The sequence below is a fragment of the Clostridium lentum genome (assembly GCF_014287815.1).
Lineage (GTDB): Bacteria > Bacillota > Clostridia > Clostridiales > Clostridiaceae > Clostridium > Clostridium lentum.
The window spans coordinates 76,991-90,089 of sequence record NZ_JACOOQ010000005.1 but is presented as its reverse complement, the minus strand read 5'-3'; the positions used below and the strand labels follow the sequence as shown (position 1 = coordinate 90,089).

Genomic DNA, 13,099 nt, shown 5'->3' with positions numbered 1-13,099 from the left:
GAACGCAGTTTAGATTATTAATCTAAACTGCATTTATATTTCTATTTTATTAATCCTCGTATGATGGCACCGTCATATTTAGCTTCAAGAATTGATGTTGATGGATCATAGTTTTCTAAAATTATTATTGTAATATCCTTTGCTGAGTCATATTCTGTGTAAGAATTAAATCCATCAATAACACCACTATGTCTTATAATTCCATCACTAATTATTAAACCAAATCCATATCCACTATCTTCTGAAGGTGTTATCATTTCATTATAAGACTCTTGTGAAAGTAATTTTCCTGTATGTAGCATTCTCTCCCATCTAAGTAAATCATATACATTAGTATATATATTACCAGCTGCAAACGTAAATTTAGGATTTACAACAATTTCACCTGATTCAACACTGCCATGACCTTTTGCATCTGTATCCTCTGCACTCATACTTGATATTTTCATTCCACAAGGCTTAAAAATATTTTCTTTTATATAATCTTCATATGAAACTCCAGAGGCTTGTTCAATTATTAAACCAAGTAGATAGTAATTTGTATTACAGTAATCATATGCTTGTCCAGGTTCAAATTGTAATTCACTTAAATATAAATTATTTAGGATTATATCTGCTGTCCATCTTGAATCTGATACATATTCATCAAAATATGCCTTTTCTCTATAATCATTTAATATTTTTAAACTCTCCTCATCTTTAAAATACAATTCTGCTGCATTTAAATAGTCTACAAGACCTGATCTCATTTGTAATAACTCTCTTACTGTTATCTGATTTGCATATTTAAACTTTGGAAAATACTTATCAATGGTATCATCAAGATTTATTTTCCCATCTTCCATCAGTTGCATTATAGCTACTGCTGTAAATTGTTTTGTATTTGAGGCTATAGCAAAACGTGTATTTACTTTATTTACTATATTATCATCATAATCTGCATTTCCATAAGCTTTAGCAAATTTAATTTCATTGCCTTGCGCTACCAATGCCACGCCTTGAAACCCCTTATATGCACTTTCTTCATCTAAATATCTTTCCACCTCTTCATAAGCTGGATCTACTATTTTTTCCAAAGTATCATCTTCAGATATAATATCAGCCAGCTCCTCCTGTGAAATTCTATCATTCTCACCATCTGATTTCTTACCTTTATTAACATTTTCAGCTTCAACAGCCCTTTCTTGGACATTTGCACCACTTGCTGCTTTTACTATATCTCTACTGCATCCAGTTAAATTTATCATACATCCTAGTGTAAGTAATATTGCCAATAACCTGTGCTTATTCATAATTTTATAATACTCCTATACTTCATACTTATTTCTTTAATTTATTGACATTAATGTCTATTAAGAAGTATACCATAAATGCTATTATAAGTACTAGTTTCATTTATTTCTATGGAAATAAATTTCTTATATTTACTATAATAATATTTGCTATAATATTAACAGAAATAAAAAGATCAGGAGGTTTACTATGAATATTATTGTCTGTCTAGATGATAAAAATGGAATGCTCTTCAATAAAAGAAGGCAAAGTCAGGATAAAATACTTCGATTAAATATAAAGCAATTTATCCACAATAAAAATTTATTTATGAATAATTATTCCTATAAACTTTTTAAAGATATTGACACTGGAAACATCAAGGTTTCTGAAGACTTTCTTAATTTATCCAATGATGGTTTCTTTTTAGTAGAAGATAAGTTATTAAAACTATATGAGGATAAAATCAATATTTTAATTATTTATAAATGGAATAGAATTTACCCTGCAGATTTACATTTTGATATTAATGTAAATGATGATTCATGGAAATTAATTGATTTTGAAGAATTCAATGGTTCATCTCATGAAAAGATTACAAGAGAAATATATAGGAGAACTGATAATGAAAAAACTACTTAATTTTAAAAACTCAATAATCATGATAATAGGATCACTACTTTGTTTAAGTGGACTTATTGGTTGCTCATCCACTTCAGTATCTAACGGTGTTGGACAAGCTCTTAATATTATTGAACAAGTTACAGATAGCTCTAATAAGAATAATATTGTTTTAAACAATCCAACTGAAAATTCTAATGAAAGCAATATTGACATTAATAATATACCTGCTTATTCTGGAAATGACTATATAGTATTAAATAATAATATTCCGAATTTTTCTGATTCTGATTTAACTACTACTTCATTTGAAGAATATAGCCCACTGGATAGCTTAGGTAGATGTGGTGTTGCCTATGCCAATATAGGTACTGACCTAATGCCTACAGAAGAAAGAGAGTCTATAAGTTCAGTTAAACCTAGTGGATGGCAATCAATTAAATATGATATAGTTGAAGGTAAATATCTTTACAATAGATCACATTTAATTGGATTTCAGTTAACAGCAGAAAATGCCAACAAAAGTAATTTAATAACTGGAACTAGATATTTTAATGCTAATTTAATGCTACCTTACGAAAATATGGTTGCTGACTATATAAAAGAAACAAACAACCATGTTTTATATAGAGTAACTCCTGTTTTTGAAGGAAACAACCTTGTGGCAACTGGAGTGCAAATGGAAGCAAAATCTGTAGAAGATAATGGAGAAGGTATTGAATTCAACGTATTTGTTTATAATGTACAACCTGGAATAACTATAGATTATGCCACTGGGTCTAGTGCACTTGCCGGTGAAGAAGTACCTAGTGGAAAATCTCCTGATAATTCATCTTCATCAAATACAGCAGATAGTTCTTCTACTGAAGAAACTATAATTAGAGGAAATTCTAAATCAAAGATATATCACTGCCCTGGGCAAAGAGATTATGAAAATATGTCTGATTCTGTATACCTTATTAACTTTAATAGTGAAGAGGAAGCAATTGCCGCGGGCTACAGAAAAGCTTCTAGATAAAATTAAATTTGCTGACAAATATTAATTATTAAAAATACATAAAGGATGTATGAAGGTTACTTTTCATACCTCCTTTTTCATATTTATATTGTTATTTATTTTCTTTATTCTTATTTCTATTTCTTACAGGAACAAATTCTGAAGTTGTATCATCTGGATCGATATATCTGTAATCTCCATCATTATCCTTTTTAAGACCTAATAGTGCCATTTTCTTTTTAGTGTTTTTTTGTTTTACAGCCATTTAATTCACCTCAATATTTATATTTACCACTAAAAAGCATATTATTCTTCATTAATTAAAGGAGCTATCATTTATCTAATAACTCTTTAAACTTATTTTCCCACCCAGTATTTGAAGGATTATCATTTCCATTATTATCTAAATAGTATTTTAATAGCATTATTTCTTCTTCCTGTGATCTGAAGCTTAAAAAGATATTTTGCAAATCATTATTGCTAACTGCCGCCTCTATTCTTGGAACTAGATTTAAAGCAGTATTCTTAACATAATATAAATTATTATGATCCATAGCACCCTCCTATTAAGCCTTACTCTAAACCATTAAGACCATATCTTGTACCACGGCAAAGTTCTTCTAAACTGGTTCCACTTAAATACTCTATTGAGCCTTGACATTTACCATCAAAATCTCTTTTCATAAATTCAATAAGTTCATCATCAGATATCTGCTCCATGGCTTCTCCTTTAAAAAAATAAAAAATATCCTACAATTCTTCTAAAGTTTCTTCATAATTATTTTGCATAATATATGGTGAATCACAAAATGCTTCAATTAACTTTTTTAAAATACCTTCATCAAATTCAATTCTCCCAGTATTTTTTAATACTTCAAACCTTTTATTAATTAATCTTTCTATGGCCTCATCTGATAATGAAACACCAAATTTTATGGTCAATTCATTACACTTTTTTATATTCATTATTAATTGTTTTTTCTTTATATTTAGAATAGTTAAAATAATATTTTCACTCATTACTATCACCTCTAATACAGCTTACTCCTTACTATAAATAAGTGCCAGTCTTGAATTTTTAGTAATTTTGTGGTAATATAGATATGTAAAAAAAGTGCTAAAACCTTATGATAAATCCGGTTTTCAGCACTTTTCTATTTTTTCAATTTAGCTACTTAACTTATAAAATAATATATAACTTAGAAAATTTCCTCTAGGAATTCTCTCATTTCTTGCCAAGCAGCCTTGCTTTCTTCTAAATAGGGTTCTTTATAATTTGCACCTTAGAAATAAATAGGATTATCTATCTGATTACTCATTTTAAGACCATATCTTCCAAGTATCACATCCTTTTCAATATTTGTTTTTACTGATGGAAAATCATTTGCTGCATTACTTCAAGGTGAAATAGCAATAACTGCTTTTGGTAATGGTATATTATGATCTTATTAACCTTAAATCTTTCATTTTTAAATCCTTTTGGTGGTTGCCATGATGAAGGAATAAACTCTCCATTAGGTAATTGATCAATATAACCTACTACATTTTCTAATGTTTACTGAATAAGCTGCTCAGTTTCTCTTTTCATACTACGCTCCTTTATATACCTTAAAAATCTTATATCAATATATCATATTATTATTATGTCTATTTTATTATTAAAAGTAAAAAATCAAACTTTATTTTTACACTTCTATAACAATAAAGTTTGATTTTTCATCTTCCAAATATAGGTCTATCAACATTTCTCTTATAAATTTCTATAAACGATTGTAAAGAAACACTATTTGCAATAACTCCTATTATATTTCCTAATATGGCAAGCTTATTAGGTTCTAAGTATTTAGAATCTATAACATCACCACACTCATTAACTAAGTGTGAATACACTTGATAACTTACATACAATAACATAATTCTTTCAACTAAGTATAAACATGCTCCAATTAATGCTGGAATATCTGGATTTTGAATATTACTTTTACCATTACTTTTACTATTATCATACTTACTATTTATAAGTTCAAAACTTTCTAAAGTAGCAATTAAAAATGAATAATCTCCTAAAAATCTAATTTTATATGCTTGAAGCTGAATCTTTAGTACCATAATCCATTGAGGAGTTACTTTTATTGTGCAAATGTTCACTCTTTTGTATAACTCTATAGCACCAATTAAATTAATAAAAAAAAGTAATATTAGATATAATGAAGAAATGGCTATACTTTCTTCTGGATTGGTACTATAATCAATTTCCCCATTTAAATCTCTAAAGTGTATATTCTCATAAGCCGTAAAACTTACATGGGATATTAATATACTAGCTATAAGTGCTAAAACACAACCATTAACTAAAAATACATTTTCATTGGGCTTATAGTCTGATTTATTGCCACATGCTGATTCAAGTAATATAAGTGCAAAATTATAAAAGAATACATCTGCAGTTAAATATATCATTATTGATTGCAACTGAATATTTAATAAATATAAAATTTTTTTATCATTTTCAGATATATTCTTTTTCTCTGCTTTATGATGTTTTTTATATTTATGCCCCATTACTTTTCCTCAATGAACATTAATAATATATTATATTCCTATATGAAAATTTGTATATTGTGTTATAATTAAAAAGCGGATTAAAAGTATCCGCTTTTATTTTATATGGCTTTGTTTTAAAATAGTGTTGAAATTAGCATAACATAATAGGATGTCCATTTGGACATCCTATTTGAATCGCAATATATTAATATTATTCTCCATTAAGAACTCTCTTTAAAGCTGAATCTATAGTATCCGTATCATCTGGATATTTTATATGCAATGCTGTTGATTCTGCAATAGCAGCAGAGTATGAGGTTTGTACTGACTGCTTAATATGAGAATCATCAATAGAATCAATATAATCCTGTTGACGTTGTTTAGCTTCTTTTATTATCTTATAATATTCTTCTTCTGTTAAGCTTTGTTTTACATCTTCCTGCATATTTTCCTTTATAGAATATTGAAGACTGTCTAAACTAAACTTATTGCTGAAGTCTTTTCCGTTTATAGTTAAAATAATTTCAAATTCACCAGTAGTTGCGTCTGCTGTAGGTACTTGGGATAGATAATGAATTCTTTTTGTTTCCAAAGGATTTATTAAAGCATATTTTTCTAAATTAGTTCCATCAGTACTTTCTACAAGGAAAAGACAAGGATACTCAACATTTTTGATTTTTATTCTTGTATTTATCATATCTCCAGCTACTTCAGCTTTATTCATCAAGCTATATACTTCAAAGATTACATCTATATAGATATTCTCATCACTTTCTACAATATAGGTGGTAGAGTTCTTGTTGCTAATTGGAGGCTTAATTTTTCGACCCGCATTAATTTCAGCTAAAGAATATTCACAGATTCCAGAAACTTTATTACGTCCTCCTGCAACAACAAACAATTCAGGATTGTTAATATTCTTATTTTCAGTATTCTCTTCATCTATAACATTGTCACTACCTTGATTTATATTATTCTTTTCTTCTTCTCCAGGTAAACTATCTTGATTTCTATTACCTTCTTCTTTTTCTATAGATGTTTGAGTTTCTTTATTAGATTTAGAAATGTTATATTTTTGTTCGCATGAGATAAGAGAAAAAGATAATAATGTTAATAATAATAATTTTAAAATTAGCTTTTTATTCATTTCAAATCTCCTCACAATATAATACAATTGTTCATCAATCATTATATTTATTGTACACTAAAAATAGTAAAATTAAAACAAATTTTACCTTTATACATATATTGGTCTTCTAATCTTAAAATCCTTTATTAAAGATACAGAATGTGTTGAATTAGCATGAATAAAGAACTTTTTTAGGTTTATTCCTTTCCATTTCTGTTTTAAATAATTGGGTCCATTTATACCAAAATAGGTAGTTTGTTAGGAACTTGGTTGAAACACCATTAAACTTTCTTATCCATCTTTTTAAGCTACTATGAAAAGCATTGACTCTTTGAATATTATAAATATCCACAGTTTTTCTCCCGCCCCTAATTTGATGTAATTCAAAATTATGTTGAGCCGCAAATGGGATATAACTCCTATGTTTATCAGTACATAAAATAGAATTTTCTTCAACAACCTCTGATAAAGCCCTATTTATATCAGTATAGTTAGGTCTGCCATCACATATTAAACCAGTATATATATTTCCTAATCTATCTACACCACATAATACACAGGCAAATTCCTTTGATATACCTCTTGTATTTATTTCTTTACCACGCTTTCTTGATTCCCTTGGCATAGTAAAATTAGAACTTTTGCTATGATTCCCTTTATAGCTAAGGGCAAAGTATGTCTCATCGAGTTCAATAACACCCTCAAGAGAGCCGTAGCCAATAAATTTTCTAATAGCGTCTATAATTTTATGTCTCCAAAAGAAAGCTGTTGCAATATTAATCTCAACAATTTCGGCACATTGCCTAATAGTGTTACCATTTATCATACATTGAGCATATAGTAGCCATTTATCTAATCCCTTTTTACTACTTGAAACTGGGGATTTAGAAAAATCATTGAAAGTTTTTTTGCACTCTGGATTTTGGCATTTATACCTTTGTTTAACGCCATTCTTACAATGATATTTTCCATACTTAGATATTTTATCATGATTGCAAAAAGGACAGCACTTCCCCTTGTTAAATCTATTTTCAGCGATTTCTTCATCTATAGAGTTAGTTATTCCATTTGACATCAATACAGTCTTTAAAAAATCAAATACCTTCTCTTGCTCATATGTATTTAATTGTGAAACTTGCTGAATAACATTATTAACTCTTGGCATAAAAAACCTCCTAAATAGTAGTTATATTATATATTATAACCATATTTATAGAGGTTAATCAAATTTCAACAGTTTATTAAAACAAAGCCTTTTATATTGATAATATAAAATTTTTTACCACTGTATTCCTCTGCTATCTTCCTCAGCCTTAATAAGGGCAACATTATAAGTTTCAATTTCATTTAAACTTATGCTGCTGGCATCTGAATATCTTGGTACATACCAGCTTTGTGATTCAAAATAACTTTTAAATCTATCTAACTTAAATATATATCCGTGTCTTGCATAAATTTCATTTCTTGCTATGCCAAGTTGATAATCAGAAAGACTACTTACTTGACTTTGAGATAAATATTCGGTGCTACTTTGTGGAAAAATAAAATCACTACTATAATATACAGGTTGTGGCTTTTCTTGTACAATCACCACTGAATCTGGTTTAGAATCCTCAGTTATATTAATATTTACATCCTTATTATCATTTTTAGCGTTTTGTCGTTCTACCTCTTCCTTAACTTGTTCTTTTATCCGTTCTTCCTCTTGACGTTTTTCCTCTTCTTCTTCCTTAGCTTTCTCATTTTCCTCTTCAAGCTCTGCCCGTACTTGCTCTTTTATTGATTCTATGTCTACCTCTTCTTTATCAGCTGGCCTACTACATCCAATAAAACAAGCTACCGAAACAATTGCCACTATCACACTAACAATTTTCTTCTTCATAACGCTCCTAATTGCTTTTTTATTTGCAATATATACTATTCATAAAGATAAATTTTCATTCATTAAATCCCCATATTAAAAAGCGGATTATTACTAATCCGCTTTTTCTCATTATTGACCATATTTATAAAATTACTATTATAGGGTAAAAAATACTTTTATTTTGCTATGCCAATATCTTTTCTATAGTATTTCCCTTGGAAGTTAACTAACTCCACTTTTTCATATGCATCTTTTCTTGCTTCTTCTACTGTAGTTCCTAAACCAACAACAGATAATACCCTACCACCGCTAGTTCTTAAAATTTCATCTTGTAGCTGTGCTCCTGCTAAAAATACTTTATCTTTTATAGATTCATCAATGGTAATTTCAAAGCTTTTTTCAAAACTTCCTGGATAGCCACCTGATGCTAAAACCACATTAACACAAGCTCCATCCATCCATTTAACTTCCACTTCATTTAACCTTTGTTCTAGTGCAGCTTCAATAATCTCCACCAAATCACTTTCCATTAAAGATAAAACTGATTGTGTTTCAGGATCTCCCATTCTTACATTATACTCTAAAAGGTAAGTTCCCTTTTTAGTAATCATTAGACCAAAGAAAATTATTCCTTTAAAATCAAAGCCTTCTTCCTTAATACCATTTAAAGTCTTTGTCATGATATTTTCTTCAAAATCCTTCATTACCTCTTCTGTAACGTATGGGTTTGGAGCCACAACTCCCATACCTCCAGTGTTTGGACCATTGTTACCATCAAAAATTTGCTTATGGTCTTTAGCTGAAATAAAAGGTATTATAGTTTTACCATCACAAATTGAAAGTATTGATGCTTCTACACCTTCCAAGAACTCTTCTATAACAACCTTTTGTCCAGCACCTTTAAATATATCAGATACCATAAAATCATCGATGGTATTTAAAGCCATCTCCTTAGTTTCTGCTATAACAACACCTTTACCAGCTGCTAAACCATCAGCTTTGATAACTATTGGGTATTCACAGCTTTCTAAATATGCTTTTGCTTCATTACAGTCAGTAAAAGTACCATACTCGGCAGTTTTAACTCCATACTTTTTCATAAAGTCTTTAGAAAAGCTTTTGCTACCTTCCAGCTGTGCACCATTTTTATCTGGCCCAAAACATTTTAGGCCAGCTTCCTTAAATTTATCTGTAATCCCTTTAGTTAATGGGTCTTCTGGTCCAACAACAGTTAATGCTATATCATTGTTCTTAGCAAAAACAACTAATTCATCTATATCTGTTATATTTATATTTTCACATTTATTTTCTATGGCAGTTCCACCATTACCAGGAGCTACAAATATCTTAGAAACCTTATTGCTTTTAGCCATCTTCCAAGCCAATGCATGCTCTCTACCACCAGAACCAACTAATAAAACTTTCATTATAAATCCTCCATCATTCGAACATTATAAATAATTGAATGTAGAATTAAAAATGAAAAATTAACTTACATTATATCAATATGATGGATTAACTTTTAATTTTTCATTTTTAATTTTTAATTTTTTTAGTGTTTAAAGTGTCTTACTCCTGTAAATACCATAGCAATTCCATGTTTATTGCAGGCATCTATTGATAATTGATCTCTTATTGATCCACCTGGTTGAATTATTGCCTTTATACCATACTTAGCACATTCATCAACAATATCATTAAATGGGAAGAATGCATCTGAAGCTAATATAGTTGCCCCTTCACCTCTTCTAAGTGCATCTTGTGTTGGCCAAATTCTATTAACTTGTCCACCACCAATACCAACAGCAACTCCGTCCTTCACTGTTACTATGGCATTAGATTTAACGTATTTAACAACCTTCATACCAAAGATCATATCTCTCATTTCTTCATCAGTTGGAGCTTTTTCAGTTACAACTTTCATTTCATCTAAAAGCTTAGTGTCTTCTTCTTGTACTAAAATACCACCATCAACTGTTACCATATATTTTTTAGCACATGGTTTAGTATTACATTTAATTACTCTTAAATTCTTCTTAGCTCTTAATACTTCTAAAGCATCTTCATCATACCCTGGAGCTGCAATAACTTCTAAGAATATCTTAGACATCTCTTCTGCAGTTGCCTTATCAATAGTTCTATTAATTGCTACAATTCCTCCAAAGATTGAATCTGGATCTACATCATGAGCTTTTTTATAAACTTCTAAAACAGACTCTCCAATAGCTACACCACAAGGAGTATTATGTTTTAATGCACAACAAGCTATTTCTTCAAATTCATTAGCTACTTTCCAAGCAATATCTAAATCTTTAATATTGTTATAAGATAACTCTTTACCATTTAAAACTTCAAAGTCTTCCATAGCTCCATCAAATTCAGTTGATGTGTAATATGCTGCGTTTTGATGTGGATTTTCTCCATATCTTAAAGATTGTTTCTTCTTATATGATACTGAAAGGTATTCTGGATATTCTTCATCTCCTAATAGGAAGTTAGAAATAGCTGCATCATATGCACTCATAAGGTTAAATACTTTTCCTGCTAATTTCTTTCTTAAAGCATAACTTACATCACCAGTTTCCTTTATTTCATTCATAACAGCTTCATAGTCAGCTACATCTGAAATAACTACAACGTCTTGAAAGTTTTTAGCTGCTGCTCTTAGCATTGTTGGTCCACCAATATCAATGAATTCAACTTTTTCTTCAAAAGATAAGTTCTCTCTAACCTTTTCAAAGAATGGATATAAATTAACTATTACCATATCAATAGTATCTATATTTCTTTCCTTGATAGTTTCCATATGCTCTTCATTATCTCTTATTGCAAGAATACCAGCATGAATAATAGGATGTAATGTTTTAACTCTTCCATCTAACATTTCTGGGAAATTTGTTACTTCATTAACTTCAGTAACCTTTAACCCATTATCCTTTAAGTGCTTGTAAGTTCCTCCTGTTGAAATTATTTCAACACCATTTTCTGATAAGAATTTAGAAAAATCTAATATACCTTCCTTATTGAACACACTAATTAACGCTCTCTTAATCATATAAAAAGCCTCCTATTTATCTATCTTTACTATTCCGTCTATTATTTGAATTTTCTTATCACCAATAAGCTCTATTGCCTTTGGTAACAATTTATGCTCTTGTACTAATACTCTTTTTTGTATATCTTCTGCAGTATCTTCAAAATACACCGGTACTGTTTCTTGTAAGATGATTGCTCCACCATCTACTTCTTCATTAACAAAATGCACTGTACATCCTGTGTATCTTACCCCTGATTTCTTTACTGCATTATGAACATGCATTCCATACATCTTATCACCGCAAAAGCTTGGAATTAATGATGGATGGATGTTGATTATTCTATTTTTAAATTCTCTCAGTATTTCCCCATCCAAAATTGAAAGATATCCTGCTAAAACTATTAAGTCTACTTTACCTTTAGTCAGCTCTAGTATTTTATTTGAAACTTCACTGCCATATTCTTTTTTAGATACAACAAAAGTTTCAACACCTGCATTTTTTGCTCTTTCCAAGCCATAAATACCTTCCTTACTGCCAATAACCATTTCCACTTGATAGTTTTTGTTTTCATAATCTAAAATTGACTGGAGGTTAGAACCTCCACCAGATACAAGTACTGCTATTTTAAGCAAACTCCTTCACCTCCAGCTGTAACAACGCCAATTTCGTATGCCTTTTCGCCCATAGCTTCTAATTCATTTAAAATAGCTTGTACATCAGCTTCATTTACACATAAAACAAATCCTATACCCATGTTAAATGTATTATACATATGATCTCTAGCAACGCCTCTGCTAATCATATCTTCAAAGATTGCTGGCAATGGATAGCTGTCTTTTCTTATTTCAGCTGTAAGCTCTGCTCCATTAAACATTCTTGGAACATTTTCTATAAATCCACCACCTGTTATATGGCTCATCCCTTTAATATTAAACTTTTCAATTAAGCTTAATACTGGCTTTACATATAATTTAGTTGGTGTAATAAGCGTCTTCCATACCTCTTCACCATTAAACTCTTCATTTAAATCAGTATATAGTTTTCTTACTAAAGAAAATCCATTAGAATGTACTCCTGATGAAGCTATACCTATAAGCTTGTCACCTGGCTTAATGTCTTTTCCATTGATGATTTTATCCTTATCTACAATACCTACAGCAAAACCTGCAATATCATATTCTCCTTCTTTATAGAACCCTGGCATTTCAGCAGTTTCTCCACCAATTAGAGCACAACCTGACTCTACACATCCATCTGATACTCCTTTGACTAAATCAGCAGCCACTTCTGCTTCTAGTTTTCCGCAAGCTATATAATCTAAGAAAAATAGTGGTTTTGCACCATGACATAAGATATCATTAACACACATAGCCACACAGTCAATACCTACAGTGTCATATTTCTTTGTTTTGAAAGCTAATTCTAACTTGGTACCAACTCCATCTGTACCTGACACTAAAACTGGTTTTTTATATCCTTCTGGTAATTCCACCATTCCAGCAAAACTTCCAAGACCATTTAACACATATTCACTCATTGTTCTACTGGCATATTCTTTTATTAGCTTTACTGATCTATAACCTTCTTCTATATTAACTCCAGCTTCTTTATATGTTATCATTATTAAATCCTAC

Annotated in this window: 13 protein-coding genes and 1 pseudogene; 2 read left to right on the top strand and 12 right to left on the bottom strand. The window is 29.8% G+C overall.

Annotated features, from left to right (window positions below):
- Positions 1-41 precede the first annotated feature (41 nt).
- Positions 42-1,292: a serine hydrolase domain-containing protein gene (locus H8R92_RS04515; protein WP_186834821.1), complete on the bottom strand. Its 1,251-nt coding sequence runs from the start codon at positions 1,290-1,292 to the stop codon at positions 42-44.
- A gap of 190 nt (positions 1,293-1,482) precedes the next feature.
- Between H8R92_RS04515 and H8R92_RS04510 the strand changes: the two genes are divergently transcribed.
- Together H8R92_RS04510 and H8R92_RS04505 are read left to right on the top strand one after the other, a co-directional pair.
- The gene (locus H8R92_RS04510; RefSeq protein ID WP_186834820.1) at positions 1,483-1,914 is read left to right on the top strand and encodes a ribonuclease Z; all 432 of its coding nucleotides are present in this window, start codon (positions 1,483-1,485) and stop codon (positions 1,912-1,914) included.
- Positions 1,898-2,911, top strand: a complete 1,014-nt coding sequence (locus H8R92_RS04505; protein ID WP_022211952.1) for a DNA/RNA non-specific endonuclease — start codon at positions 1,898-1,900, stop codon at positions 2,909-2,911. The genes H8R92_RS04510 and H8R92_RS04505 overlap by 17 nt, the downstream gene beginning before the upstream one ends.
- A 91-nt stretch (positions 2,912-3,002) precedes the next feature.
- Here the strand turns inward: H8R92_RS04505 and H8R92_RS04500 are convergent, their stop codons facing one another.
- The 11 genes and pseudogenes from H8R92_RS04500 to purM all read right to left on the bottom strand — a co-directional run bounded on the left by H8R92_RS04500 (position 3,003) and on the right by purM (position 13,086).
- Positions 3,003-3,155 carry a hypothetical protein gene (locus H8R92_RS04500; RefSeq protein WP_022211953.1) on the bottom strand — a complete coding sequence of 51 codons (153 nt, stop codon included), beginning with the start codon at positions 3,153-3,155 and terminating at the stop codon, positions 3,003-3,005.
- 67 nt (positions 3,156-3,222) lie between these two features.
- Positions 3,223-3,444, bottom strand: a complete 222-nt coding sequence (locus H8R92_RS04495; RefSeq protein ID WP_022211954.1) for a hypothetical protein — start codon at positions 3,442-3,444, stop codon at positions 3,223-3,225.
- Between the two features lie 19 nt (positions 3,445-3,463).
- A pseudogene (locus tag H8R92_RS04490) lies at positions 3,464-3,856 on the bottom strand (DUF6323 family protein).
- 750 nt (positions 3,857-4,606) lie between these two features.
- Positions 4,607-5,452: a hypothetical protein gene (locus tag H8R92_RS04485; protein ID WP_022211491.1), complete on the bottom strand. Its 846-nt coding sequence runs from the start codon at positions 5,450-5,452 to the stop codon at positions 4,607-4,609.
- A gap of 193 nt (positions 5,453-5,645) precedes the next feature.
- The gene (locus H8R92_RS04480) at positions 5,646-6,581 is read right to left on the bottom strand and encodes a hypothetical protein (protein ID WP_186834819.1); all 936 of its coding nucleotides are present in this window, start codon (positions 6,579-6,581) and stop codon (positions 5,646-5,648) included.
- Positions 6,582-6,732: 151 nt separating this feature from the next.
- Positions 6,733-7,728, bottom strand: a complete 996-nt coding sequence (locus tag H8R92_RS04475) for an IS1595 family transposase (RefSeq protein WP_436231586.1) — start codon at positions 7,726-7,728, stop codon at positions 6,733-6,735.
- A 114-nt stretch (positions 7,729-7,842) separates the two neighbouring features.
- The gene (locus H8R92_RS04470) at positions 7,843-8,445 is read right to left on the bottom strand and encodes a YARHG domain-containing protein (protein WP_186834818.1); all 603 of its coding nucleotides are present in this window, start codon (positions 8,443-8,445) and stop codon (positions 7,843-7,845) included.
- A gap of 158 nt (positions 8,446-8,603) precedes the next feature.
- Positions 8,604-9,854, bottom strand: coding sequence for a phosphoribosylamine--glycine ligase (gene purD / locus H8R92_RS04465; RefSeq protein ID WP_022211125.1), 1,251 nt, complete (start codon positions 9,852-9,854; stop codon positions 8,604-8,606).
- A gap of 125 nt (positions 9,855-9,979) precedes the next feature.
- Entirely contained in the window at positions 9,980-11,482 is a 1,503-nt protein-coding gene (gene purH, locus H8R92_RS04460) for a bifunctional phosphoribosylaminoimidazolecarboxamide formyltransferase/IMP cyclohydrolase (protein ID WP_022211124.1), read from the bottom strand.
- Between the two features lie 12 nt (positions 11,483-11,494).
- The gene (purN, locus tag H8R92_RS04455; RefSeq protein ID WP_022211123.1) at positions 11,495-12,097 is read right to left on the bottom strand and encodes a phosphoribosylglycinamide formyltransferase; all 603 of its coding nucleotides are present in this window, start codon (positions 12,095-12,097) and stop codon (positions 11,495-11,497) included.
- On the bottom strand, positions 12,085-13,086 hold the full coding sequence (gene purM / locus H8R92_RS04450) for a phosphoribosylformylglycinamidine cyclo-ligase (RefSeq protein WP_022211122.1): 1,002 nt from the start codon (positions 13,084-13,086) through the stop codon (positions 12,085-12,087). Before purM ends, purN begins: the two co-directional genes overlap by 13 nt.
- Between the last annotated feature and the right edge of the window lie 13 nt (positions 13,087-13,099).